The sequence below is a fragment of the Trabulsiella odontotermitis genome, assembly GCF_001188485.1.
GTDB classification, from domain to species: Bacteria; Pseudomonadota; Gammaproteobacteria; order Enterobacterales; family Enterobacteriaceae; genus Trabulsiella; species Trabulsiella odontotermitis_A.
Genome location: NZ_JNGH01000113.1, coordinates 1 through 25,665, shown reverse-complemented (window position 1 = coordinate 25,665; position 25,665 = coordinate 1). Strand labels below are relative to the sequence as shown.

Annotated in this window: 18 protein-coding genes, 7 pseudogenes and 1 other annotated feature; of the genes and pseudogenes, 11 read left to right on the top strand and 14 right to left on the bottom strand. The window is 57.1% G+C overall.

Annotated elements, in window-relative coordinates:
• The 3 pseudogenes from GM30_RS19490 to GM30_RS19480 form a co-directional block, all read right to left on the bottom strand.
• Positions 1–360: pseudogene (locus GM30_RS19490) on the bottom strand (porin); the annotation flags it as partial.
• A gap of 132 nt (positions 361–492) precedes the next feature.
• A pseudogene (locus GM30_RS19485) lies at positions 493–2,562 on the bottom strand (ABC transporter permease).
• A pseudogene (locus tag GM30_RS19480) lies at positions 2,559–3,067 on the bottom strand (ATP-binding cassette domain-containing protein). The pseudogenes GM30_RS19485 and GM30_RS19480 overlap by 4 nt, the downstream one beginning before the upstream one ends.
• Here GM30_RS19480 and tesA point away from each other — a divergent pair.
• From tesA to GM30_RS19465, 3 genes and pseudogenes are all read left to right on the top strand, one after another.
• Positions 3,035–3,658, top strand: coding sequence for a multifunctional acyl-CoA thioesterase I/protease I/lysophospholipase L1 (gene tesA / locus GM30_RS19475; protein WP_155484013.1), 624 nt, complete (start codon positions 3,035–3,037; stop codon positions 3,656–3,658). The pseudogene GM30_RS19480 and the gene tesA sit on opposite strands and share 33 nt — an antisense overlap.
• Before the next feature lie 28 nt (positions 3,659–3,686).
• Positions 3,687–4,405 (top strand): annotated as a pseudogene (locus GM30_RS19470) (SDR family oxidoreductase).
• 56 nt (positions 4,406–4,461) lie between these two features.
• Positions 4,462–5,316, top strand: coding sequence for a co-chaperone YbbN (locus GM30_RS19465; protein ID WP_049849956.1), 855 nt, complete (start codon positions 4,462–4,464; stop codon positions 5,314–5,316).
• A 14-nt stretch (positions 5,317–5,330) separates the two neighbouring features.
• On the opposite strand, the gene fetB is transcribed toward GM30_RS19465, so the two are convergent.
• Positions 5,331–6,110 carry an iron efflux ABC transporter permease subunit FetB gene (gene fetB, locus GM30_RS19460; protein WP_049849955.1) on the bottom strand — a complete coding sequence of 260 codons (780 nt, stop codon included), beginning with the start codon at positions 6,108–6,110 and terminating at the stop codon, positions 5,331–5,333.
• A complete protein-coding gene (gene fetA / locus GM30_RS19455; RefSeq protein ID WP_049849954.1) occupies positions 6,097–6,777 on the bottom strand; it encodes an iron efflux ABC transporter ATP-binding subunit FetA in 681 nt (226 codons plus the stop codon). The genes fetB and fetA overlap by 14 nt, the downstream gene beginning before the upstream one ends.
• Positions 6,778–6,926: 149 nt before the next feature.
• Between fetA and GM30_RS19450 the strand changes: the two genes are divergently transcribed.
• Together GM30_RS19450 and GM30_RS19445 are read left to right on the top strand one after the other, a co-directional pair.
• Entirely contained in the window at positions 6,927–7,844 is a 918-nt protein-coding gene (locus tag GM30_RS19450) for an SPFH domain-containing protein (protein WP_049849953.1), read from the top strand.
• Entirely contained in the window at positions 7,841–8,302 is a 462-nt protein-coding gene (locus GM30_RS19445; protein WP_049849952.1) for an NfeD family protein, read from the top strand. The genes GM30_RS19450 and GM30_RS19445 overlap by 4 nt, the downstream gene beginning before the upstream one ends.
• Here GM30_RS19445 and cueR read toward each other — a convergent pair whose 3' ends face one another.
• Positions 8,303–8,719: a Cu(I)-responsive transcriptional regulator gene (gene cueR, locus GM30_RS19440; protein ID WP_049849951.1), complete on the bottom strand. Its 417-nt coding sequence runs from the start codon at positions 8,717–8,719 to the stop codon at positions 8,303–8,305.
• Positions 8,720–8,834: 115 nt separating this feature from the next.
• On the opposite strand from cueR, the pseudogene copA reads away from it, so the two are divergent.
• The 3 genes and pseudogenes from copA to ybaK all read left to right on the top strand — a co-directional run bounded on the left by copA (position 8,835) and on the right by ybaK (position 12,875).
• Positions 8,835–11,311 (top strand): annotated as a pseudogene (gene copA / locus GM30_RS19435) (copper-exporting P-type ATPase CopA).
• Between the two features lie 90 nt (positions 11,312–11,401).
• Entirely contained in the window at positions 11,402–12,196 is a 795-nt protein-coding gene (locus GM30_RS19430) for a TraB/GumN family protein (protein ID WP_049849950.1), read from the top strand.
• A 199-nt stretch (positions 12,197–12,395) separates the two neighbouring features.
• Complete coding sequence (ybaK, locus tag GM30_RS19425; RefSeq protein WP_049849949.1) at positions 12,396–12,875, top strand: Cys-tRNA(Pro)/Cys-tRNA(Cys) deacylase YbaK; 480 nt, start codon at positions 12,396–12,398, stop codon at positions 12,873–12,875.
• A gap of 62 nt (positions 12,876–12,937) precedes the next feature.
• Here ybaK and ushA read toward each other — a convergent pair whose 3' ends face one another.
• On the bottom strand, positions 12,938–14,578 hold the full coding sequence (gene ushA, locus GM30_RS19420; RefSeq protein WP_049849948.1) for a bifunctional UDP-sugar hydrolase/5'-nucleotidase UshA: 1,641 nt from the start codon (positions 14,576–14,578) through the stop codon (positions 12,938–12,940).
• 165 nt (positions 14,579–14,743) lie between these two features.
• On the opposite strand from ushA, the gene GM30_RS19415 reads away from it, so the two are divergent.
• Both GM30_RS19415 and ybaL read left to right on the top strand, forming a co-directional pair.
• Complete coding sequence (locus GM30_RS19415; RefSeq protein WP_238582681.1) at positions 14,744–15,955, top strand: MFS transporter; 1,212 nt, start codon at positions 14,744–14,746, stop codon at positions 15,953–15,955.
• A gap of 166 nt (positions 15,956–16,121) precedes the next feature.
• Positions 16,122–17,800: pseudogene (gene ybaL, locus GM30_RS19410) on the top strand (YbaL family putative K(+) efflux transporter).
• Here ybaL and GM30_RS19405 read toward each other — a convergent pair.
• Positions 17,797–18,990, bottom strand: a complete 1,194-nt coding sequence (locus tag GM30_RS19405; protein ID WP_049849947.1) for an inosine/guanosine kinase — start codon at positions 18,988–18,990, stop codon at positions 17,797–17,799. The pseudogene ybaL and the gene GM30_RS19405 overlap by 4 nt on opposite strands.
• A gap of 160 nt (positions 18,991–19,150) precedes the next feature.
• Here GM30_RS19405 and GM30_RS19400 point away from each other — a divergent pair, with 160 nt between their 5' ends.
• Positions 19,151–19,984, top strand: coding sequence for an alpha/beta hydrolase fold domain-containing protein (locus GM30_RS19400; RefSeq protein WP_049849946.1), 834 nt, complete (start codon positions 19,151–19,153; stop codon positions 19,982–19,984).
• Here GM30_RS19400 and hemH read toward each other — a convergent pair.
• The 6 genes and pseudogenes from hemH to GM30_RS19370 form a co-directional block, all read right to left on the bottom strand.
• Positions 19,974–20,948 carry a ferrochelatase gene (hemH, locus tag GM30_RS19395; RefSeq protein WP_049849945.1) on the bottom strand — a complete coding sequence of 325 codons (975 nt, stop codon included), beginning with the start codon at positions 20,946–20,948 and terminating at the stop codon, positions 19,974–19,976. The two genes, GM30_RS19400 and hemH, sit on opposite strands and share 11 nt — an antisense overlap.
• Before the next feature lie 126 nt (positions 20,949–21,074).
• Entirely contained in the window at positions 21,075–21,719 is a 645-nt protein-coding gene (gene adk / locus GM30_RS19390; protein ID WP_049849944.1) for an adenylate kinase, read from the bottom strand.
• A gap of 179 nt (positions 21,720–21,898) precedes the next feature.
• Positions 21,899–23,773, bottom strand: coding sequence for a molecular chaperone HtpG (gene htpG, locus GM30_RS19385; RefSeq protein ID WP_049849943.1), 1,875 nt, complete (start codon positions 23,771–23,773; stop codon positions 21,899–21,901).
• 109 nt (positions 23,774–23,882) lie between these two features.
• Positions 23,883–24,488 carry a recombination mediator RecR gene (gene recR, locus GM30_RS19380; RefSeq protein WP_049849942.1) on the bottom strand — a complete coding sequence of 202 codons (606 nt, stop codon included), beginning with the start codon at positions 24,486–24,488 and terminating at the stop codon, positions 23,883–23,885.
• A complete protein-coding gene (locus GM30_RS19375; RefSeq protein ID WP_038155020.1) occupies positions 24,488–24,817 on the bottom strand; it encodes a YbaB/EbfC family nucleoid-associated protein in 330 nt (109 codons plus the stop codon). The genes recR and GM30_RS19375 overlap by 1 nt, the downstream gene beginning before the upstream one ends.
• Positions 24,818–24,864: 47 nt before the next feature.
• Positions 24,865–25,665 (bottom strand): annotated as a pseudogene (locus GM30_RS19370) (DNA polymerase III subunit gamma/tau C-terminal domain-containing protein); the annotation flags it as partial.
• Positions 25,416–25,480: a sequence feature (DnaX frameshifting element), on the bottom strand. Its footprint overlaps the pseudogene before it by 65 nt.

Below are 25,665 nucleotides of genomic sequence, written 5' to 3'. Positions count from 1 at the left end.
CTGAGTATCGTTCGCCCCGTCGGCGTAGTGGTTATCCCAGTCAAAAAGGGCCGGAATATTCACGCCCAGCTCGTAGTAGCTGATCCAACTGATGTCATCGAACAGGTAGTAATCAGCCGCAAAACGGAAGCGGGTGCCGCCGTCAAATCCGTTACGCTTGTAAGATCCTTTGTCACCGTCGCCGGTCATGCTGTTGAACTGCGGACGAATACTCCCGCCCACTGTGAAATTCAGACGGCTTAGCGGATCGCCCGCCTGCGGGTCCTGCTTCAGGACAGTGATTTCTGCCTGGCTGGTGAATGCGGCCATGAGCGCTGCAGCGCCCACGGCGACGGCCAGCGCGTTCATTTTTATTGTCATATTGTTTTCCTTGATTTTTATGCCACTACTTATTTAGTTAATGAATGTTAACTTTTATTAAGCGTGTCGTCCTGGCACATTTTTAATGTTTTGTGCTGTTAAAAATCAAGGAGTTATCATTTTGTGCCGCTATCAACCGCTGAACTGACGGAACAGCGCTTTACCTTTCAGCAGGCGCGTTCCTAGCCAGCCGCCGCACAGCGACAGCAAAATCGCGCCGCAGACCGGCAAGGTGACCCACAGCCGCCAGTCCGACTCCCAGGGGAAATCAAACACCCGCGTCTGCAACACCGCCAGCGCGGTTTCCGCACCGATGGCGGCCACCAGCCCGGACACCACGCCCAGCAGGGCGAATTCCGACCACAGCGTCAGCCGCAGTAGCCGTTTGCCCGCCCCGAGTGTGCGGTAGACCACCAGCTCCTGATGGCGCTGGCGCATGCCCACCTGCACCTGCGCCAGCAGCAGCAGAATTCCACAGGCGGTGACCAGCACCACCATCACTTCGAGCGCCCGGCTCACCTGCCCCAGCACCTGCCCGACCTGCTGAAGGATCGCGCCAATATCCAGCAGGCTGACGGTGGGGAACTGGCGATTCAGTTGCGTCAGCAGCGTGTTGCCGTTGTCCCAACGGAAGCTGGTCAGCCAACTCTGCGGCTGCCCGTCCAGCGCGCCTGGCGGGAAAATAAAGAAGAAGTTGGGGCGCAGGCTTTCCCAGTCGACCTTGCGAATACTGGTGACTTTTGCCGTAAATTCCTGGGTATCGCCGGTGAAGGTCACGCTGTCGCCGGTTTTAATGCTCAACCGTTCCGCCAGCCCCTCTTCGATGGACACCTCGCCCTCTTTCGGCGGCCAGTGGCCTTCGACAATCGGATTGTGCTCCGGTCGCTGGCTCTGCCAGGTCAGATTCAGTTCGCGATTGAGGGATTCGTCGCTGTTGCCCTCCGTCGGCTCGCCGTTAATCTGCGTCAGCCGCGCGCGGACAATCGGGTAAAACGCCTCCGGCGTCACCTGATGCCCGGCAAGGAAGGTTTTCACCGGCGCCACCTGCTCCGGCGCGATGTTGATCAGAAAATAGTTCGGGCTTTCCGGCGGCAACTGCTGCTGCCAGCGATCCAGCAGATCGCCACGCAACACCAGCAACAGCGCCAGCAGCATGAACGATAGCGAGAAGGCCGCCAGTTGGCTGAGCGTGGCCCACGGCTGGCGCAACAGACGGTTAACCGCAAGGCGCAGCGGGAGCGCTTTCAGCGTCAGGCGCTTGAGGATGTTAAGCAGTATCCAGCCCACCACGCCGCACAGGAACGCCAGCACCACGGCACCCGCCAGCACCGACCACAGCAGCATNCTGCCCCCCATCAGCCACGCCAGCAACAGAACCACCACCACCGTGATCACCGGAATGTAATAGTGCAGCGGCCAGACCTGCGCGACGACATCACCACGCAATACGCGCAGCGGCTGCGTCGCCAGCAGCAACCGGTAAGGCCGCAATCCCCGTGGCCGGGAGCACAGGTTTCAGCAATATCATCAAAATTTGCTCGAACAGCAGCCCGATCGCCCCGCCGGTCACGACGGAAATCACCAGCAGCAACAGCCATTGCCCGATGATGAGCTTACGCAACTGCGCCCGTCCGGCGCCCAGCCCGCCCCGGTTTTCGCCATATCCGCCATGTTCATCATCAGCCGCGGCGCCATCTGGAAAGGGTTAAACCCGGCGTCCGGCTCCTGCACTACCGCCCCGGCAATGCGCAGGGTGGCATCGCCCACGTCGATGTTGTCGCCGGGTTTGAGATCCAGCAACGCCATCAGTCGCGGCGCCAGCAGCACCGTCCCGGCGGTCGGTTTAAGGTTGGGCGGATCGGTTTCCAGCTTGCCGTACAGCGGATAAAGATCGTCCACTGCTTTGACGTTAGCGAGCTGTGGCGTATCCCCGGCAAAGGTCATGGTGGTAAAGCTCAGCTGCTCGCCCACTTTCAGCCCCAGCTCGCGTGCTTTCGCAAGCCACGCGTCGGGTACTTCACGGGAGCTGCGCAACTGGCGATCCCCGGCCATAAAATCGCGGCTTTGCTGATTAAGCCCTTTCTCCATGCGATCGCTGATATTGCCCAGCGCCAGCACGCAGGCGACGGCCAGGCTTAACGCCATCCAGACGATCAGCAGCGAGGGTGAGCGCCACTCGCGCCAGAACCAGCGTGCGATCATGCTTCCTCCTGTAACTGCCCGTCCACCAGCCGTAAGCGGCGGTCACAGCGCGCCGCCAGCGCCGGATCGTGCGTCACCAGCACCAGCGTGGTGCCATGTTCCTGATTGAGGCTGAACAGCAGATCGGCAATTTTGTCGCCTGTCTGGCGATCGAGGTTGCCGGTGGGTTCATCGGCAAACAGCAGTGCCGGGCGACCATTGAACGCACGGGCCAGCGCCACGCGCTGTTGTTCGCCACCCGAAAGCTGTGCCGGAAGATGGGTCAGACGTTTGCCGAGCCCCAGCTGTTCCAGCAACGCGCTGGNCCCCCCCCGCCACTGCCATCATCCAGCCCGGCAAGGATCGCCAGCAGCGTGGATTTGCCGGAGCCAGACTCGCCAATCAGCGCCAGGGTCTGCCCCCGTTTGACAACCAGGTCAACTCCGGTAAGGATGGAGAGCTGATGATCCCCCTGACCGACGGACTTCTTAAGATGATGGACTTCAAGTATATTTTCCGCTGGCATTTGCCTTTCCTGTTCCTGGTTCTGTTTGCCTTCCGCGCCGCGGCGGCGGACACGGTGTTGATTCTGGGTGACAGCCTGAGCGCCGGTTATCGTATGGCGGCGAATGCTGCCTGGCCTGCGCTGCTCAATGAAANGCAGCCAAAGACGCAAGTGATCAATGCCAGCATCAGCGGCGATACCTCGCAGCAGGGGCTGGCGCGCTTGCCCGCGCTGTTGAAACAACATCAGCCGGACTGGGTACTGGTGGAGCTGGGCGGCAACGACGGTCTGCGTGGTTTTCCGCCACAGCAAACGGAACAAACGCTGCGCACCCTGTTACAGGATATCAAAGCGGCAAATGCCCGACCTGTGCTGATGCAAATTCGCCTGCCCGCGAACTACGGACGTCGGTATAATGAAGCGTTCAGCGCAATTTATCCAAAGCTTGCCGGTGAGTTCAGTATCCCCCTCCTGCCGTTCTTTATGGAAGAGGTCTATCTGAAACCGCAATGGATGCAGGATGATGGCATTCACCCCAGTCGTGACGCCCAGCCGTTTATCGCCGACTGGATGGCGACACGTCTGGCTCCCTTAGTTAATCACGACTCCTGAGCGTCAGGGGTCGTCCCCAGGTAAAGTTATGCAAAAAACGGTCTTAATTACAGGATGTTCCAGTGGTATTGGTCTTGAAAGCGCGCTTGAACTGAAACGTCAGGGGTTTTGTGTCCTGGCTGCCTGCCGTAAGCCGGAAGATGTGACCCGGATGCAGGGAAAGGGGCTGGTTGGCATTCTGCTGGATCTCGACTCCGCCGAAAGCGTGGATCGCGCGGCGGATGAAGTGATCGCACTGACCAACAATCGTCTGTACGGGATTTTTAATAACGCCGGTTACGGTGTTTACGGCCTGCTGAATACCATCAGCCGCGAGCAAATGGAGCAGCAGTTTTCGACGAACTTTTTTGGCGTGCATCAGTTGACCATGCGTCTGCTGCCAGCCATGGTGCCCCGCGGGGTCGCGGCGGCTATGCCGCCAGTAAATATGCGCTCGAAGCCTGGTCCGACGCGCTGCGTATGGAGTTGCGCCACTCGGGCATCAAAGTGAGCCTGATTGAGCCCGGCCCTATCCGCACGCGCTTTTTCGAGAACGTCAGCCAGACGCAAACTGACAAGCCAGTGGAAAATCCGGGCATTGTCGCCCGTTTTACGCTTGGCCCGGAGGCGGTCGTTGAAAAAGTGCGCCATGCTTTTCTCAGCGACAGACCGAAAATACGCTACCCCGTGACGCTGGTGACCCGGTCGGTGAGACTGCTGAAACGTCTGCTGCCTGATCGCGCGATGGATAAAATTTTACACGGCTGAGTTGAAGGCCGCGCCTGCGCCCCCATGTCATTGGAAACTGACTAAAGAGAATGCCCATGTCTGTACAGAATATTATCGATATCACTGAAGCTAACCTGCACCAGACGCTGGAACAGTCGATGACGACGCCAGTGCTGTTTTATTTCTGGTCCGCCCGCAGTCAGCACTGCGAGCAACTGACTCCGATACTGGATAGCCTCGCGGCACAGTACAACGGGCAGTTTATTCTGGCGAAGGTCGATTGCGATGCGGAACAAATGGTGGCTTCGCAGTTTGGTCTGCGCGCCATCCCGACGGTCTATCTGTTCCAGAATGGTCAACCGGTTGACGGTTTCCAGGGTCCGCAGCCGGAAGAGGCCATTCGCGCCCTGCTCGACAAAGTGCTGCCGCGTGAAGAAGAGCTGAAAGCGCAGCAGGCGATGACACTGATGCAGGAAGGCAACTACACCGACGCGCTGCCGCTGCTGAAAGACGCCTGGCAGCTTTCCGGTCAGGACAGCCAGATTGGCCTGCTGCTGGCGGAAACGCAGATTGCGCTTAACCGTTCAGAAGACGCCGAAGCAGTGCTGAAAACCGTGCCGCTGCAGGATCAGGATACCCGTTATCAGGGGCTGGTGGCACAAATTGAACTGCTGAAACAAGCGGCAGATACGCCGGAAATTCAGCAACTGCAGCAGGACGTCGAGCAAAACCCGGATGACGCGGCGCTGGCCTCGAAACTGGCGCTTCAGCTGCATCAGGTGGGTCGCAACGAAGAAGCACTGGAACTGCTGTTCAGCCATCTGCGCAAAGATTTAGGCGCTGCCGACGGCCAGGCGCGCAAAATGCTGCAGGAGATCCTCGCGGCACTCGGCACCGGCGATGCGCTGGCGTCGAAATACCGCCGCCAGCTTTATTCACTGCTGTACTAAGCGCTCAGCGCCTTTCAGCGTTTCTTCAACACCGTCACCACCAGCTGGTGACGGTCGTTATAAAACTTCCGGTAGGTCAGATAACAGGCGATGATGGTCGACAGGCTCGCCGTCGACAGCAGCATGAACGTCACCATAATCTGGTACTTAATCGCTTTTACCGGGTCGATCCCGGCAAAGATTAACCCTGACATCATCCCCGGCAGGCTCACCAGCCCCACTGTTTTCGCCGAATCCACTGTCGGAATCAACGACGCGCGAATACTGTCACGAATGAGCTGCGCCGAGGCCATTTTTGGCGTCGCACCAAGGCTCAGCTTCTCCTGAATTTGCTGCTGCTCGCTGCTGAAGCGCTGGCCGAGATTGTTGTAACACAGCCCCACCGCCACCATCGCATTCCCGGCGATCATCCCGGCAATTGGAATCACCTGCATCGGGACAAACTCAATCGAACCCGACAAGACCAGCACGACCAGCGTTAATCCGGCACCGGTGGTAATGGCAATAAACGACGAGACAAAGGCTTTATCGATGTATTTGCTGCGTTTCTTCGCGTTATATGCCGCGTTAAAGCAAATAAACAACACCATTAATAACGTCAGCACCGCATGATTGACGTTAAATATATATTTCAGGACATAGCCAACGATAATTAACTGCACCACCGCCCGGCATATACTCCAGATAATGTCTTTTTCCAGCGCCAGTTTTTCGCGATAACTCACCAGAATCGCAACAAAGACCAGAATCATCGATAACGCCAGCGATTCGTTAGTAATATTATGCCCGTTCACGGTTTGCCTCCTGCGCCTGTGCTCTGTCGTGTGCCTGTAGGGTAATCACATCGTCCGCATGGGCGATTTCGTCTTTGTCGTGCGTCACCCACAGCACCGCGAGATGCTGCTCACGCACGTAGCGGTGGATGATCTCATTGACGTTCTGTTTGTTGCTGTCATCCAGCGCGCTGGTGATCTCATCCAATAACAGTACTTTGGGCAGGAACTGCAGATTGCGGATCAGCGACACCCGCTGTTTTTCACCACCCGACAGTTCGGAAATGGACTTTTCCAGCGTCTCGTGCGCTAAACCAAAGCGGGTGAGATCCGCAAGGAACGCTTTCGGATCGGGTGTCTGATTGCGGATTTGCCACGGGAAAATCAGGTTATCGTAGACCGTTGCGCCAAACAGCGTCGGCGTTTGCGCGCAGTAAGAAACCTGCTGGCGGTACGCTTCCGGCGACAGCGTGGTGATGTCCTTTCCCTCAAACAGAATGGTGCCTTCCGTCGGGCTCAGCAGCGAGGCGACAATCTTCAGCAGCGTGCTTTTCCCGCAGCCGGAAGGGCCAGTGATGAGCTTGAATTCGCCAGGGTTGAGCGTGAGCTGGATATTACTGAGGATGGTCGTGTTATCGGGGCGATACCCGACACCGTCTACGTGTAAAAGCGTCATAGTTTCCTTCATGCCGATTCCGGACTTTCTTCCTGTTTTACTGCCAGTGTACCGGGTTGCGTTATTACGCGCGAACTCCCATTGATAAACAGATATACTTACCGGCGACGAGCGACAAATAAATCTCGTAACCACACGGACTGTACGACAGGAGGTTTTTAATGCTTATTGTTATTCCTATTTTAATTTTCGTTGCGCTGGTGATCGTCGGAGCGGGGATAAAAATCGTCCCGCAGGGTTTCCAGTGGACTGTCGAACGCTTCGGCCGTTACACCAAAACATTGCAGCCGGGGTTAAACCTTGTCGTGCCGTTCATGGACCGGGTGGGCCGCAAGATTAACGTGATGGAGCAGGTGCTGGACATCCCCTCGCAGGAAGTGATCTCCAAAGATAACGCCAACGTCACCATCGACGCCGTCTGCTTTATTCAGGTAATTGATGCGCCGAAAGCGGCGTATGAAGTCAGCAACCTTGAGCTGGCGATCATTAACCTGACCATGACCAACATCCGTACCGTGCTGGGGTCGATGGAGCTGGATGAAATGCTCTCCCAGCGCGACAGCATTAACACCCGCCTGCTGCATATCGTTGACGAAGCCACCAATCCGTGGGGCATCAAAGTCACGCGTATTGAAATCCGCGATGTACGCCCGCCCGCCGAGCTTATCGCCTCCATGAACGCGCAGATGAAAGCGGAACGTACCAAACGTGCTTACATCCTTGAGGCGGAAGGGGTGCGTCAGGCGGAAATTCTCAAAGCCGAGGGTGAAAAACAGTCGCAAATCCTGAAAGCCGAAGGTGACCGCCAGTCCGCATTTTTACAGGCGGAAGCGCGTGAACGTTCGGCGGAAGCGGAGGCGCGGGCGACTAAAATGGTGTCTGAAGCGATCGCTGCCGGGGATATTCAGGCCGTGAACTACTTCGTGGCGCAGAAATATACCGACGCGCTGCAGCAAATCGGTTCGGCGAATAACAGCAAAGTGGTGCTGATGCCGCTGGAGGCCAGCAGTCTGATGGGCTCTATCGCCGGGATCAGCGAACTGATCAGCGAAAGCACGGGGTCGCGTAAAAAACCATGATGGAACTGATTCTGGCCCATCCCCACATCTTCTGGCTGAGCCTCGGAGGATTGTTGCTGGCGACGGAAATGCTGGGCGGTAACGGCTATTTGCTGTGGAGCGGCGTGGCGGCAGTGGTGACCGGGCTGGTCACCTGGCTGCTGCCCATCGGCTGGGAGTGGCAGGGCGTGCTGTTTGCCCTGCTGACGCTGCTCGCCGCGTGGCTGTGGTGGCGCTGGTTGTCGAATCGTGTTAAGCGTCAGCGCCCTGGAGACAGTCATCTTAACCAGCGCGGCCAGCAGTTAATTGGCAGCCGCTTTGTGCTGGAGAATACGCTGGTGAACGGCCGTGGCCACATGCGGGTTGGCGACAGCTCGTGGCCGGTGACGGCTGACGACGATCTGGCCGCAGGCACCAAAGTGGAAGTGATCGCCATCGAAGGCATCACGCTGCACATCAGGCCCCTGCCGCCCCGCTAATCAGGCCTTTGCCTTTTCTTTGTGATGACAGCAGCCGGACAGATTATCAATAATCGGACAGTCGGCGCTGTCATCACCCGGGCAGGCCTCCGCCAGCGCCAGCAGGTGCTTGCGCATCGCCTGCAGTTCCTCAATATGCCGCTCGATATCCGCCACTTTCTGCAACGTGCGAGATTTCACATCCGCGCTGTGCCGCCCCGGATCGTTAAACAAGTTCACCAGTTCGCCACACTCTTCAAGATTGAACCCCACCTGACGCGCCTGGCGTAGTAGGGTCAGCTCTTCAAGATGTTTTTGCGAATAACTGCGGTAACCGTTATCGCTACGCAGCGGCGGCGTCACAATGCCTTTTTCTTCGTAAAAGCGGATCGCTTTACTGGTTAATCCGGTTTTTTTCGCCACATCGCTAATATTCACGTTTCCCCCTTGACCTTCCCCTTGATGGAAGGTTTAACCTTATTCACAGTGATATGAAAAAGGTGGATCAGGTTAGTCTCTGGTCTGATGATTATACCCTAAAAGGAGATTTTTTATGTCTCACACTATCGACCTGACGCTCGATGGCCTCACCTGCGGTCACTGCGTCAAACGCGTGAAAGAGAGTCTGGAACAGCGCCCGGACGTCGAAACAGCCGACGTCACCCTCGACCATGCAGAAGTCACTGGCAGCGCCAGTGCGGACCAGCTAATCGACACCATCAAACAGGCCGGGTATGGCGCGGCGTTAAGCCACCCAAAGGCTAATCCGCTGGCGGAATCAGCAAACCCGTCGGAAGCACTGACAGCGGCGACACCTGAGCTTCCGGCAGCCCAGGAGCTTGATGACAGCCAGCAGTTGCTGATCAACGGCATGAGCTGCGCCAGTTGCGTCTCCCACGTCCAGAACGCGCTTCAGGCGGTTCCGGGGGTGACGCAGGCACGGGTAAATCTCGCGGAACGCACTGCGCTGGTGATGGGCAGCGCGTCCGCAGCCGATTTAGTGCAGGCGGTGGAAAAAGCGGGCTACGGCGCAGAAGCGATCGAAGACGATCAGGAGCGCCGTGAACGCCAGCAGGAAACCGCCCTTGCCACCATGAAACGCTTCCGCTGGCAGGCCATTGTCGCGCTGCTGGTGGGTATCCCGGTAATGGGCTGGGGGATGCTCGGCGACAACATGATGGTCACCGATGCCAACCGCTCGTTGTGGCTGATGATTGGGCTTATCACCCTCGCNNTTACTCCAGCGCCTGGAAAAGCCTGAAGAATCGCACCGCCACTATGGACACGCTGGTCGCCCTCGGTACCGGCGTGGCGTGGCTCTATTCGATGAGCGTCAACCTGTGGCCGCAGTGGTTCCCGATGGAGGCGCGGCATCTTTACTATGAAGCCAGTGCGATGATCATCGGTCTGATTAACCTCGGTCATATGCTGGAAGCCCGCGCCCGTCAGCGTTCATCCAAAGCGCTGGAAAAACTGCTCGATCTTACCCCGCCCTCTGCGCGCGTGGTGACGGAAGAAGGCGAAAAAACGTTGCCGCTGGCCGAGGTTCAGCCGGGGATGACGCTGCGTCTGACCACCGGCGATCGCGTGCCGGTGGACGGTGAAATCACCCAGGGCGAAGCCTGGTTCGACGAAGCGATGCTGACCGGCGAGCCGATCCCGCAACAGAAAGGCGATGGTGAAAGCATTCATGCCGGAACAGTCGTGCAGGACGGTAGCGTACTGTTCCGCGCCAGCGCGGTGGGCAGCCACACTACGCTGTCCCGTATTATTCGTATGGTACGCCAGGCGCAAAGCAGCAAGCCGGAAATCGGTCAGATGGCCGACAGAATTTCCGCAGTGTTTGTCCCGGCCGTGGTGGCGATTGCGCTGTTCAGTGCCGCCATCTGGTATTTCTTCGGCCCTGCGCCGCAGATTGTCTACACGCTGGTGATCGCCACCACCGTTCTTATTATCGCCTGTCCGTGTGCGCTGGGGCTGGCGACGCCGATGTCGATTATTTCCGGTGTTGGTCGTGCAGCGGAATTCGGCGTGCTGGTCCGCGATGCCGATGCGCTGCAACGTGCCAGTACGCTCGACACGCTGGTATTTGATAAAACCGGTACCCTGACGGAAGGCAAACCGCAGGTCGTGGCGGTGAAAACCGTCGCAGACATGAATGAAACCGACGCGCTGCGTCTGGCGGCGGCGCTGGAACAGGGGTCGAGCCACCCGCTGGCGAGAGCAATCCTCGACAAAGCAGGCAACGGCGCGCTGCCGCAGGTTAATGGGTTCCGTACTTTGCGCGGTCTTGGCGTCAGCGGCGAGGTCGATGGCCAGACGTTGCTGCTCGGCAACCAGGCGCTGCTCAACGAACAACAGATTGATATCCAGGCGCTGGATGACGAGCTGACCGCTCAGGCTTCCCGTGGCGCCACGCCGGTACTGCTGGCAGTGGATGGTAAAGCCGCTGCACTGTTCGCTGTACGCGATCCGCTGCGCGAAGACAGCGTCGCCGCGCTCCAGCGCCTGCACCGTGAAGGCTATCGTCTGGTGATGCTCACCGGCGACAACCCGACCACGGCGCATGCAATTGCTAAAGAAGCGGGCATTGATGATGTGATCGCCGGGGTGCTGCCGGACGGCAAAGCGGAGGCGATTAAGACACTGCAACGTCAGGGACGTCAGGTGGCAATGGTTGGCGACGGCATTAACGACGCCCCGGCGCTGGCGCAGGCAGACGTCGGCATTGCGATGGGCGGCGGCAGCGATGTCGCCATCGAAACGGCGGCGATCACCCTGATGCGTCACAGTCTGGCAGGTGTTGCCGATGCACTGGCGATTTCCAAAGCGACGCTGCGCAACATGAAGCAGAACCTGCTGGGCGCGTTTATCTACAACTCGCTGGGCATTCCAATTGCGGCGGGGATCCTGTGGCCGATCACCGGGACGCTGCTGAACCCGGTGGTGGCGGGTGCAGCGATGGCGCTCTCCTCCATCACCGTGGTGAGCAACGCCAACCGACTGCTGCGTTTTAAACCGAAAAACTAACCTCACCCCCTCTCCCTTCCCGGGAGAGGGGTTCCGTTTGCACCCTTCTCTGCAACGCGCTAGCATGGTCGCCTTAACCACGGAGTGCGTATGAGCCTGTTAACTCAACTAAAAACGCTGTGGAATCACCTGAAAGGAACGGCGTACTCATGGCCCGCCATCGACCTTTCACTTTCCGGCGATCGCCATTTCCATCTTGTCGGCAGCATTCATATGGGTACGCGTGACATGTCGCCGCTCCCTCCCCGGCTGCTGAAAAAAATGCGCCAGGCCGATGCGCTGATCGTCGAAGCCGACATTTCAGGCCAGGAAACCCCGTTCAGCGATCTTCCCGAATGTCCGCCGCTGGAAGCACGTCTCAGCCCCGAACAGTATGCGCATCTGGCGACGCTGTCCGAAGAGATGGGGCTTTCCGTTTCACTGTTCACTCATCAGCCGTTATGGCAAATCGCCATGGTGTTGCAGGCCACGCAGGCGCAGAAACTGGGGTTACGCCCGGATTACGGCATCGATTATCAGCTGCTGCGGGACGCCCGGGCGCATGAGATGCCGATCATCGAACTTGAAGGGGCGAACAGTCAGATTGAGCTTCTGAATCAGCTTCCGGATAACGGTCTAATGTTGCTGGAAGATACGCTCACACACTGGCATACCAATGCCCGACTTTTGCAGGTGATGATCGGCTGGTGGCTGGAACAAGCCCCGACGCAGGGCACGGTGGAATTACCGAATACGTTTAGTGAATCGCTGTACGATATCCTGATGCATCAGCGCAACCTGGCGTGGCGCGACGCGCTGCTGGCGCTGCCCGCCGGGCGCTATGTGGTGGCGGTTGGCGCGTTGCATTTGTATGGAGAAGGGAACCTGCCGACGCTGCTGAAATAAAAAAGTGGCCAATATTTCTATTGGCCCGTCAAAGAGGAATTTCATCATTATTATTATCCCGGGATTTGCACCCCGGATCTTTCGATTGTCGCTCAAACTCATCATCACTGCCAACACTATTGAGCAAGATAATGCTATTTTTTAGACAACCGTCAGGCGTAATCTTTACCGGTAACGTTATTGTAGAAGAAGGACTGTTATGACTCCCGCGGTTAAGTTACTCGAAAAAAACAAGATTCCTTTCCAGATACACACTTACGATCACGATCCGAACGAAACAAACTTTGGCGACGAGGTGGTACGCAAGCTTGGTCTGGATCCAGACAGGGTTTATAAGACGCTACTGGTTGCCGTAAATGGCGATATGAAGCATCTGGCGGTGGCCGTCACGCCGGTCGCCACGCAGCTCGATTTAAAGAAAGTGGCGAAAGCGCTGGGGGCAAAAAAAGTGGATATGGCCGATCCGATGGTGGCTCAACGGACCACCGGATATCTGGTGGGTGGCATCAGCCCGCTGGGGCAGAAAAAACGCCTGCCGACGCTGATTGATGCGCCGTCGCAGGCGTTTGAAACGATCTATGTTTCTGGCGGAAAGCGCGGCCTGGACATCGAACTGACGGCGAGCGATCTGGCGAAAATGCTGGATGCTACGTTTGCGGATATCGCACGACGAGACTGAGTTTTTCGCAAAACAGAACACAGGCCGGGTAAGGCGAAGCCGCCACCCGGCACTGTTCATGGTTATTGCCAGGTGACTTCACCTTTCGGCTCGTAAGTACTCACATCCAGCGGTGAATTCTGCTGGATATACTGTTTCAGCACTTCGGCATCAATAAACCCGGTATTCACGTAACCCGGTTTTCCGTCGATTTTCGGATAGCCGTCACCGCCGGTGGCGTTAAAGCTCAGCGTCGCCATACGGTATTTTTTGTTCAGGTCGACAGGCTCGCCGTTAATTTTAAGATCGCTAAGCTTGCCCGCTTTCGCCACAAAACTGACGTTGGCGAACTGTGGATAAGCGCCTGAATCCGGCTTCATCTGCGCGACCGCCGTCAGGTAATCCGTCACCTCCTGACCGCTCATATCGACGTACACCAGCACGTTGCCAAACGGCTGCACTTTCAGCACGTCTTTATAGCTGATGTCTCCCGCCTCGATGGAATCACGAATACCGCCGCCGCTCATGACGGCAAAATCAGCACTGGTGCGCGCCATTTGCGCGGCGAGGATCAGGTGCCCCATATTAGTCTGCACAAAACGCACCTTGCTGCGATCGCCTTCAAGATGACCATTCACGCTGCCGACCTTCACGCCCAGTTGCGCTTTGCCTTTACTCTGGAACGACGACAGGAGTGACAGCATCTGCGGGTTTTCCGGGATCTGCGGCGTGTAGAGCACGCGCTCGCTCTCGCCGTTGTCGTAAGTAATTTTCTTCTTCAGGTTGATCGGGATGAGCTGATAATGCACCAGTTTCATTTCCCCGTTGCGGAATTCAAAATCTGCGCGGCCAACGTATTTGCCCCATTCGTGGGCCTGAACAATCCAGATACCATTTTGCTTATCCGGCGCACAGGGGGTTCCCGGGATGTAATCGACCTGCTTTTTGTTTTCCGACGCCATGCACACCGGATTTTGTGAGTGACCACCCACAATCATCGCCAGCGAGCCAGCAGGCAGGCTGCGCGCCATCTCGACGTCACCCGGCGCGTTAGTACCGTGGTTGCCGTTATCGTAGTGGCCCATGTGAGTGGTGGCGATCATGATGTCGGGTTTCACCGTCTGCTGAAGCTCCTGAATGACCAGTTTGGCTTCCTCGGCGGGCTTGCGGAATTCAATATCGGTGAAAAACTCAGGATTGCCGATCTTTGCCGTGTCATCGGTCGTCAGGCCAATAACCGCGATATTCAGCCCCTGGCGTTTAAATAACGCCCAGGGTTTAAACAGCCGCTCGCCAGTGCTTTTCTGGTAGATATTGGCGGACAGGAACGGGAATTTCGACCACTTCTCCTGCTGACGCAGGACCGTCAGCGGGTTATCAAACTCATGGTTACCGACGGCCATCGCGTCGTAACCAATCAGATTCATGCCGCGAAAATCGGGTTCCGCATCCTGCAAATCCGATTCCGGCACGCCGGTATTGATATCACCGCCCGNGCTGCCGCCCTGCGCCGCGACCTCTTTACGGATGCCGTCCACCAGCGTTTTCTGCGCCGCCAGGCCGTATTCGCCGTAATCGTTACGCCAGAAGTGACCGTGGTGATCGTTGGTATGCAGAATGGTGATGTTGTAGGTTTTATCCTGCTCGTACGCCTGCGCAGGCATCCCCGCCAGAGACCATGCCGCGACAAAAGCCAGCGCCACACCCCGTTTGTTCAAATTCATGTTTCTCTCCCTGACTCGATGACTTAGCAAAAACTACCGTGGCTGACGGCATTAAACAACATTGTTTTCAGAATTGAGACTTCCTTCAAACGCCTGACACAGTTATCTTAGTCTGATAATTATTACATCCCCTAAACATCGCACACTCTGAATTAAGTGAAATCTATGGCAATCAGTGAAACCTCCTCTGCGCTGCCGAATAAAGCGCGGACGTCTTTTGGAATTCTGGGAGCGATCAGTCTCTCTCACCTGCTGAACGACATGATCCAGTCGTTGATCCTGGCGATTTATCCGCTGCTACAGTCAGAGTTCTCACTGACGTTTGTGCAGATCGGCATGATTACCCTCACCTTCCAGCTGGCGTCATCGCTGCTGCAGCCGGTGGTAGGTTACATGACAGACAAACACCCGATGCCATGGTCACTGCCGGTAGGCATGTGCTTTACCCTGAGCGGTCTGGTGTTGCTGGCGCTGGCCGGTAGCTTTGGCTCGGTCCTGCTGGCTGCCGCGCTGGTCGGCACCGGGTCATCGGTGTTCCATCCTGAGTCTTCCCGCGTGGCGCGCATGGCATCCGGCGGGCGTCATGGCCTGGCGCAGTCGCTGTTTCAGGTGGGCGGTAACTTCGGCAGCTCGCTCGGCCCGTTGCTGGCGGCGGTGATCATCGCGCCGTACGGCAAAGGCAACGTCGCATGGTTCGTGCTGGCCGCGCTGCTGGCGATCGTGGTGCTGGCGCAAATCAGCCGCTGGTATGCCGCGCAGCATCGCATTAATAAAGGAAAACCAAAGGCGCCGGTACTGAATCCGCTGCCGCGGAATAAGGTGATCCTGGCGGTTTGCGTCCTGCTAATGCTGATTTTCTCGAAATACTTCTATATGGCGAGCATCAGCAGCTATTACACCTTTTATTTGATGCATAAGTTCGGCTTATCCGTTCAGAACGCACAGTTTCATCTGTTTGCCTTCCTGTNCGTGATTGGCGGGCCTGTGGGCGATAAGATTGGACGTAAATATGTGATTTGGGGCTCTATTCTCGGTGTCGCGCCGTTTACCCTCGTTTTACCTTACGCGAGCCTGGAATGGACGGGCATTCTGACGGTGATTATTGGTTTTATCCTCGCCTCCGCGTTTTCTGCCATTCTGGTGTACGCTCAGGAGCTGCTTCCGGGGAGGATTGGCATGGTTTCCGGGCTGTTCTTCGGTTTCGCGTTTGGCATGGGCGGCCTTGGGGCAGCGGTGTTAGGTCTGATTGCCGACCACACCAGTATTGAGCTGGTTTATAAAATCTGTGCTTTCCTGCCACTTCCACTAGTTTTCCGGCAGCCAAAGTCAAACTTTGGCTGCCATTATTTCCTTTGTTCATCAGCCACTTCCTCATAAACCCACCTCTCCTTTTCCGATCCGTGCTTTTTCTGCTCGTAATAACGATTTTCTTCAAAATTCAACAATTATTCATAAACGTAATGGTCAAAATTGTCATAAACTATTACCAGGTTTTTTGGTTTTTATGCCAAAAATGGAACACGCACTGACGAAAGGAGACGGAATGCATCACGCCACCCCGCTTATCACCACCATTGTTGGCGGCCTTGTGCTCGCTTTTATCCTCGGCATGATTGCCAACAGGCTGCGTATTTCTCCTCTGGTGGGATATTTGTTAGCGGGCGTACTGGCCGGTCCTTTTACGCCAGGTTTTGTTGCGGATACCAAACTGGCCCCGGAACTGGCTGAACTGGGCGTGATCCTGCTGATGTTTGGCGTGGGTCTGCACTTCTCGTTGAAGGATTTGATGGCGGTAAAGTCCATCGCCATTCCCGGCGCGATAGCACAGATCGCCGTTGCTACGCTGCTGGGTATGGCCCTCTCCGCGGTCCTTGGCTGGTCGCTGATGACCGGCATCGTCTTTGGTTTGTGTCTTTCCACCGCCAGTACCGTGGTGCTGCTGCGTGCCCTGGAAGAACGGCAGTTAATTGACAGCCAGCGCGGGCAAATCGCCATCGGCTGGCTGATTGTTGAAGATCTGGTGATGGTGCTGACGCTGGTGCTGCTGCCTGCCGTGGCGGGCATGGTAGAGAAAGGCAACGTCGGTTTAGCCACACTGGCGCTCGATATGGGCCTGACCATCGGCAAAGTCGTCGCCTTTATCGCTATTATGATGCTGGTTGGCCGCCGCCTGGTGCCGTGGATTATGTCCCGCAGCGCAGCCACTGGCTCCCGTGAGCTCTTCACGCTTTCGGTGCTGGCGCTGGCGCTGGGTATCGCGTTTGGCGCAGTCGAACTGTTCGACGTCTCCTTCGCCCTCGGCGCGTTTTTCGCCGGGATGGTGCTCAACGAATCTGAACTCAGCCACCGCGCCGCCCACGACACGCTGCCGCTGCGCGATGCCTTTGCGGTGCTATTCTTCGTTTCCGTCGGCATGCTGTTTGACCCGATGGTTCTTATATCAATCAGCCGCTGGCGGTGCTCGGCACGCTGGCGATTATCATTTTTGGTAAATCAGCGGCGGCCTTCATTCTTGTACGCCTGTTCGGCCACTCGCCGCGCACGGCGCTGACCATCGCGGCCAGCCTGGCGCAGATTGGTGAATTCGCATTTATCCTTGCGGGTCTGGGCATGTCGCTGAACCTGCTGCCGCAGGCGGGGCAAAATCTGGTGCTGGCGGGCGCCATTCTTTCCATTATGCTCAACCCGGTGCTGTTCGCGCTGCTCGAGAAATATCTCGCTAACACCGAAACGCTGGAAGAGCAGACGCTGGAAGAGGCCATCGAAGAAGAAAAGCAGATCCCGGTGGATATCTGCAATCACGCGCTACTGGTCGGGTTTGGCCGTGTCGGTAGCCTGCTGGGCGAAAAACTGATGGCGCAGGGCATTCCGCTGGTGGTCATTGAAACGTCGCGCACCCGCGTGGACGAGTTGCGCGAGCGCGGCATCCGCGCCGTGCTGGGCAATGCCGCGAACGAAGAGATCATGAATCTGGCACACCTGGACTGCGCCCGCTGGCTGCTGCTGACCATTCCTAACGGCTACGAAGCCGGGGAGATTGTCGCCTCAGCGCGCGAGAAATGCCCCGATATCGAGATCATCGCCCGTGCGCATTATGATGATGAAGTGGACTATATTACCGAGCGCGGCGCCAGCCAGGTGGTGATGGGCGAACGCGAAATTGCCAACACCATGCTGGCGTTGATTGAAACGCCGCCAGCAGGGGAAGTGGTCACCGGTTAACGGTCCCAGTAGGCTTCTTCGAGGCTGTCTTCACGCTCAGGCAGCCCGCGCGTCAACCGCGGCGAATGCTGGTTCAGTACCTGATAGCTCACGCGGTTGGCATACTTGCACACCTGCGCCAGCGACGAATAGGTCAGCCAGGTAAACTGATGTTTGCTGGAATTCGGCACGTTGTTGCGATGGTAGTTGTTGGCGGTAATGTCATGCAGTAACGCCGCCAGCGCGCCGTCGCCCGCGCCGTTGGTATTCATGATCTTCTCAGGCCCACCCATGTACGGCGCGATGTGCGAGTAGATGCGTAGCGGGTGCTGGCAATCCTGAAAACGCATGGCGCGGCTGAATTCGTACTGGTTGAATTCCGCAATCGCCCCCGGCAGCAGCGGATGCTGGGTTTTACGCTTCGCCTCCTGCTCGGTATACCCTGCCATATACAGGCCAATCGGCCCTGCGGTACAGAGCACCAGATCGACCCACTCCAGCGCCTTATCGGACGCCAGCAGCGGATCGGCAATGCCCGTCAGCGCTTCGCCTTCTTCCTCGTTCATCGCCAGAATCGACACGTTTTCCTTGAGGAATTCCTGCCACCAGACCGGGTTGTCGGCGATGACGTATTTGGTGCCGAGCGTCAACACCACCGGCACGTTATGTTTTTTGGCATAGCTGATAGCTTTCATGGTGGCATCAGGCATCGGCTCGCCCGGTTTGCAGCGCACCAGGTAAGAAGTCAGCACCAGCGCGGAGGCGCCAGCAATCACCGATTCCGGAATGCTTTCCGGACGCAGCTGGTTCATATGCCCCGGGCTGATGGCAAACGTCCGNCCGCCGATGTCGATGTTGCTGCACATCACGCCGAGCAGCACCGAGCGGTCGTCCGCCAGCACGGAGTAGTTGTGCATGGTATTGCCGATGGTGCCGCCCGCAAACTGATGGGTGATGAGATTTTCGCGCACCAGTTCATCATACAGCGCATCCGCGACGTCATCTTCAATCACCAGCGAATGGCCCGCGCTGAGCCCGTAGCGGTCGATAAACGTGTCATCCACTTTCGCTTCAATATCGACCAGCGTCTGGTCGATGCCGACCACCCAGGAGGGGCTGGTTTCGCTTTCTGGCTGGATCTGTTGCAGCAGCGGATCGCGGGCATTGACGGGGAAATAGTGTTTGGATTTACGTTTACCGGGAAATTTCATGGTTGTGCTTACTGATGGTCAAAAGAGCGGTAAAGGGTACCACATTCTGATCCCGGCAGCGATTGGCGTTGCGCAAGCGCATTGTTCAATATCGGCGCAGCGGATCGCAGTTTCACCTTCAGGGTGTCCTACAATGGCTGCATTTCATCAGGAGGGAACCATGAAACCCGAAAATAAACTGCGCGTGCCGGAAAAGCTCTCGGTGGAAATGCGTCAGGTGATGCAGTTCCAGGCAGAGAATCCCCAACCCGCCCCGGACGGTGACGATTTTCCGTCACAGCGCAGGGCGTACAATGCCGAACGCCGTTACTGGAATGAAGGGGCACCGGAGATGGTCAGCACCACGGAGATTAACGNCACCCACGATCGCATTAGGCGGCTGCTGGCCCGCTATACCGGCTGCGCGGTGATCGGCGTGGACTATTCGCTCTCACCCGAGGCGCGCTATCCCCAGGCGATTGAAGAGACGGTGTCGGTCTGCCAGTTTTACCGCTATCACGCCGAACAATGCGGCCTGAACATGGCGAAAATCGGCTTTGCCGGGGATTCCGCCGGCGCGATGCTGGCGCTGGCGTCGGCGCTGTGGATACGCGATCGCGGCCTCGACTGCGGGCAGGTGTCCGGTGTTNNGGTCCCCCCCAGCCGCAGGCTGTACGGCGGTCACTGGGACGGGCTGACCCGCGACGACCTGGCGGCCTACGACGCCGCCTATTTACGCAACGAGTCTGATCGCGAATCGCCCTACTATTGCCTGTTCAATAACGATCTGACGCAGAACGTCCCGCCCTGCTTTATCGCCAGCGCGGAGTACGATCCGCTCATTGATGACAGCGTGGCGCTGTACCGCACGTTGCAGGAGCATGGACAGCCCTGCCTGTACAACATGTACCCCGGCACCCTGCACGCGTTTTTGCATTACTCACGGATGATGAAAACCGCCGATGCGGCAATTCGTGACGGCGCAGACTATTTTGTTCAGCAAATTACTCGCTGAATGACAAATAAGGCTGCGTCAGATTAACCATCATCTCAATATGTTCCGGTGCGGCATTTAGCGCCGGAATATATTCATATTTCTCACCGCCCGCGTCGAGGAACAGTTCCCGGTTCTGCACGGCAATCTCTTCCAGCGTTTCCAGGCAGTCCGCCGCAAACCCCGGACACATCACCTGAATATGCTTCACCCCTTTTTCAGCGAGCATTTTCAGGGTTTCGTCGGTGTACGGCGTCAGCCACGGCTCGCGACCGAAGCGCGACTGGAAAGTCATCATCACTTTATCGTGCGAAATACCCAGTGCGGAAACCAGCTCGCGCGTGGTGTCACGGCAGCGCTGCGGGTAATCATCGCCTTCGTCCGCGTAGCGCTGCGGAATGCCATGATAGGAGAGCAGGAGCAGATCGGGCTCGCCATGGGTGGCAAACGACGCGCGGGCGCTGCTTGCCAGCGCGGCAATGTAATCACGGTTGTCGGCGTAATCACGAATAAACGAGATGCCGGGAATACGGCGTTTTGTCGCCAGAATGCGCGCCAGCTCGTTCCAGACGGCAGCCACGGTAGAGCAGGAATATTGCGGATAGAGCGGCAGCACGACGATATGGTCAACGCCCTGCGCCAGCAGTTCCTCCACCGCGCTCTCCAGCGACGGCGAACCGTAACTCATGCCCAGCGCAACGGGCGTGTCCGGTAAACGCACGGCCAGCGCCTGTTCCTGCTGGCGGCTGTAGACCATTAGCGGTGAACCGCCTTCCATCCAGATGGACTGGTAGAGTTTAGCCACGCGGGGGGCGCGCAGCGGCAAAATAACGCCGCGCAGCAGCGGCCACCACAACAGACGAGGCGTGTCGACGACCCGCGTGTCGCTTAAAAATTGTCGCAGATAGCGTTTTACCGCTTGCGGGGTTGGTGCATCGGGCGTGCCGAGGTTGGCTATCAGAATGCCGGTTTTCGTCTGACGCATTACCGCCTCTTAATCGTTGAACTGGCTGATAATTGTAGCTGAAAAGGGCGTAAGAAGAACCAATCGTAGCGAAAGGTAAAGTGAGCGAGTTCTCACCCGGAAGAGACCGGGTGAGAAATGCGGCGATTAGCCGAGGATTTTTTCCAGTTCTGCACGAACGACAGTCACGGCCTGGGTGCCGTCAACTTTCGCATAACGGGTGTTGCCCGCCTGCGCTTCTTTCTGGTAGTAGCCAATCAGCGGCGCGGTCAGTTGATGATATTCCACCAGGCGTTTGCGCACGGTTTCTTCCTGATCGTCTTTACGGGTGGTCAGGTCTTCGCCGGTCACATCGTCTTTGCCTTCGACTTTCGGCGGATTGAATTTGATGTGGTAAACGCGACCGGAAGCCGCGTGCACGCGGCGACCCACGATGCGCTCAACGATCAGGTCGTCCGGTACGTCGAACTCCAGTACGTAATCGACTGCGATACCGGCTTCTTTCATCGCGTCAGCCTGAGGGATAGTGCGCGGGAAACCGTCGAGCAGGAAACCGTTACGGCAGTCTTCCTGTGCAATGCGTTCTTTTACCAGCGCGATAACCAGTTCATCGGTGACCAGCTTGCCGGCGTCCATGATATCTTTCGCTTTTTTACCCAGCTCGGAGCCTGATTTTACTGCGGCGCGCAGCATATCACCGGTGGAGATCTGCGGAATACCGTATTTCTCCATGATGAACTGTGCCTGAGTTCCTTTACCCGCGCCCGGAGCGCCAAGCAGAATAATACGCATTGCGAAAATCCCCTCAAATGTCGATTTAATTTTTCAAAAAGCGCTAAACGATACCACCAGAACGCGGATGTCTCAAGGAAGGCGGATCAGCTGAAACGGTTAACGGGGAATAATTAAGACGAGTGGACATAAAGACCCTCTCCCGACGGGAGAGGGTGAAGGCAATAATGACAGGGGAATTACGACACCAGCAACTGATTCATACGGCGAATAAACTGGTTTGGATCTTCCAGCGTGCCGCGCTCGGCAAACAGCGCCTGATCGAGCAGCAGTTCGACCCATTCGCTGAACTGTGCTTCGTCCTGGGTATCTGCAGCGCGTTTCACCAGCGCGTGATCCGGGTTCAGTTCGAAGATGTATTTCACATCCGGTACGCTCTGACCCGCCGCAGCAAATAGTTTTGCCATCTGGGTGCTCATTTCGTCCGCGTCGGTGGTGACGATAGCTGGTGTGTCGGTCAGACGATGGGTCAGACGCACCTCTTTCACCCGCTCGCCCAGCAGCGTTTTCACGCGATCGACAAACGGCTCCAGCGCTTTTTCCGCTTCTTTGCTGTTGTCATCCAGTTCGTCAGCCAGTTTATCCAGCGATTCGTCGGCTTTCGCCACTGACTGGAAGGCTTTGCCGTCAAACTCGGTCAGGTAGCTCATCATCCACTCGTCGATGCGATCGGAAAGCAGCAGAACTTCAATGCCTTTCTTACGCAGCAGCTCGAGGTGTGGGCTGCTCTTCGCCGCCGCGTAGCTGTCGGCGGTGATGTAGTAGATTTTCTCCTGCCCTTCTTTCATGCGCGAAATGTAATCTTCCAGCGACACGGTTTGCGCGGAAGAGTCGGTATGTGTGGAAGCAAAACGCAGCAGTTTCGCGATGGTCTGCGCGTTCGTGCTGTCTTCCGTCGGGCCTTCTTTCATCACCAGACCGAACTGTTTCCAGAATGTCTGGTATTTTTCAGCATCGTCTTTCGCCAGTTTTTCCAGCATCTGCAGCGCGCGTTTGCTGAGGGCATTGCGCAGATTGCGGGTCACGGTGCTGTCCTGCAGGATTTCACGCGACACGTTGAGCGGCAGATCGTTGGAATCAATCAGACCACGGACAAAACGCAGGTAGTTCGGCATGAACTGCTCGGCGTCATCCATGATGAACACGCGCTGCACATACAGCTTCAGGCCGTGTTTGTGATCGCGGTTCCACATGTCCCACGGTGCCTGAGACGGGATGTACAGCAGGCTGGTGTACTCCTGCTTCCCTTCCACGCGGTTGTGGCTCCAGGTCAGCGGATCGGTAAAGTCGTGAGCAATGTGCTTGTAGAATTCGTTGTATTCGTCGTCTTTGATTTCAGACTTGTTACGCGTCCACAGCGCCTGCGCTTTGTTGATTTTCTCCCAGGAAACGACGGTTTCACCGTCTTTTTCTTCCTGTTTTTCGATCTCAACCGGCAGCGCAATATGGTCAGAGTATTTGCTGATGATCGAGCGGACGCGCCAGTCGTTCAGGAAATCGTCTTCGCCTTCGCGCAGATGCAGGGTAATTTCGGTGCCGCGATCGGCTTTATTGATATCGGCAACGGTGTATTCGCCTTCCCCTGCGGATTCCCAGAACACGCCGTTGTCCGCGCTGTCGCCCGCCGCACGGGTACGCACGGTCACTTTGTCTGCAACGATAAACGCGGAGTAGAAACCAACGCCAAACTGGCCGATCAACTGGCTGTCTTTTGCCTGATCGGACCCCATGGATTCGAGGAAGGATTTGGTCCCGGATTTGGCGATAGTCCCCAGATGGTCAATCACCTCGTCACGGTTCATGCCGATACCGTTATCCGCGATGGTCAGCGTGCGCTTTTCCTTATCGAACGACACGCGAACGCGCAGCTCGCCATCACCTTCGTACAAATCCGGGTTTGACAGCGCACGGAAGCGCAGCTTGTCCGCCGCATCGGAGGCGTTGGAAATAAGCTCACGCAGGAAGATTTCTTTATTGGAGTACAGGGAATGGATCATCAGGTGCAGAAGCTGTTTTACTTCTGACTGGAAACCACGGGTTTCTTGTCCTTTCATCTAAGTCGACCTCAACAATGCCATTTAATGGGGTTTGAAACGTTGAGTGAGAGATGGGGATACGAGGGAAAAATTTCAAGCGGAGGCCAGCGGTTCAGCCTCCGTTTGTTCAGAATTTAATCTTGTGGCGACCAGCAAGCGAGTGAGACAACGTGGTGCCATCCACCATTTCCAGTTCGCCGCCGACCGGCACGCCGTGGGCGATACGGCTGGCGTCAACGCCATATTGCGCGCAGAGTTCGGCAATGTAGTTCGCGGTGGCTTCGCCTTCAACCGTCGGGTTGGTCGCCAGAATCACCTCGTTGAGGGTTTCTTCCTGCAGACGCTGTTCGAGGCGGTCGAGACCGATGTCGTCAGGGCCGATGCCGTCAAGCGGCGAAAGGTGCCCCATCAGCACAAAGTAGCGCCCCGAAAACTGCCCGGTTTGTTCGATGGCATAGATGTCCGCCGGACTCTCCACCACGCAAATCTGACCGTTTTCCTGGCGACGCGGGTTCGCACAGATGTTGCAGACTTCCTGCTCGGTATACGTCCGGCAATCCGCGCAATGTCCGATTTCGGACATCGCACGGGTCAGCGCCTGCGCCAGACGCATGCCGCCGCTGCGATCACGCTGTAACAGCGTAAACGCCATACGCTGCGCGGACTTGGGGCCAACGCCCGGCAAGCAACGCAGCGCTTCCATAAGCTGGGTTAACAGCGGGCTGGTTTGCATCAGAACGGCATCTTAAAGCCTGGCGGCAGCTGCATACCGGAAGAGACAGAGGCCATTTTCTCTTTCTGGGTTTCTTCGATACGGCGTGCAGCATCATTAAACGCCGCGGCAACCAGATCTTCCAGCATCTCTTTGTCGTCTTCGAGCAGGCTCGGGTCGATCTCCACGCGACGGCAGTTGTGCGCGCCGTTGATGGTCACTTTCACCAGGCCCGCGCCCGACTCGCCGGTCACTTCCAGTTGAGCAATCTCTTCCTGCATTTTCTGCATTTTGTCTTGCATCTGCTGGGCCTGTTTCATCAGGTTGCCCAGACCGCCTTTTCCAAACATAGGCTTCTCTCTTATTGAGGGTTGTCGACCGCAAGCCAGGCTTACGATCAAATGGGGCGAATACTCTCTTCATCCAGCTCCGCATCAAAGAAGCGGCGCAGGGTCTGAATGTTGTTATCCGCAATCATCGACTCGCGCGCCTGCGCGAGCTTCTCTTCATATATGGCCTGTCGCCACTCCAGCGGCGTTCTCACCGCCGGATTATCATCTTCAACGATGGTCAGTTCAACCGCCTCGCCAGTGAAAGCGCGCAACGCCTCTGTCAGCGTCTGCAGCGCACCCACGTTATTCAGATGACGCTGTGAAGGACGCAAATGCAGGCAGATTGCCGTTCCGTTTTGTTCTTTCCAGGCGTTCAGCGCGACCTGCTCTACCAGTTTAGGCAATTTGAGCTGACTGACTTCCGCTGCCCAACTGTCGCGGGCAATTGACTCTTCCGCCAGTTTTGCCGCCAGCTCTGGCGTTTTTTCGTGTTCCAGCGCTTTCTTCAGCGCCTTAGGCGTAGCGACCTCTTCCTTCACCTCTTCGGTGATAGTGGTCGCTTTCCAGCGATACGCCTCTTTTTTAACTGCTTTTTGCGATTCCAGCGCAGAAGGCGACGGACGCGCCGCGCGGGGGGTGCGCCTGCCGGTTCACTCTTTTTTGGTTTGGGCGCTCCCTGGGTGCGCTGAAGCTGACTGCGCGCCGCCAGCACCTGGCTGGTGGAATCGGGTAACGTTTCGTTCTGGTACGCTGGCGCCGCGGGTTGTTGCGGCGGCGGCACCTGCGTCGGCGTCATGACCGCCGTCGGCGCGACAGGCGCGAAAGAAGGCGTCTGAACGTCCGGCTCCGGCAACGGCTGGCGCGGA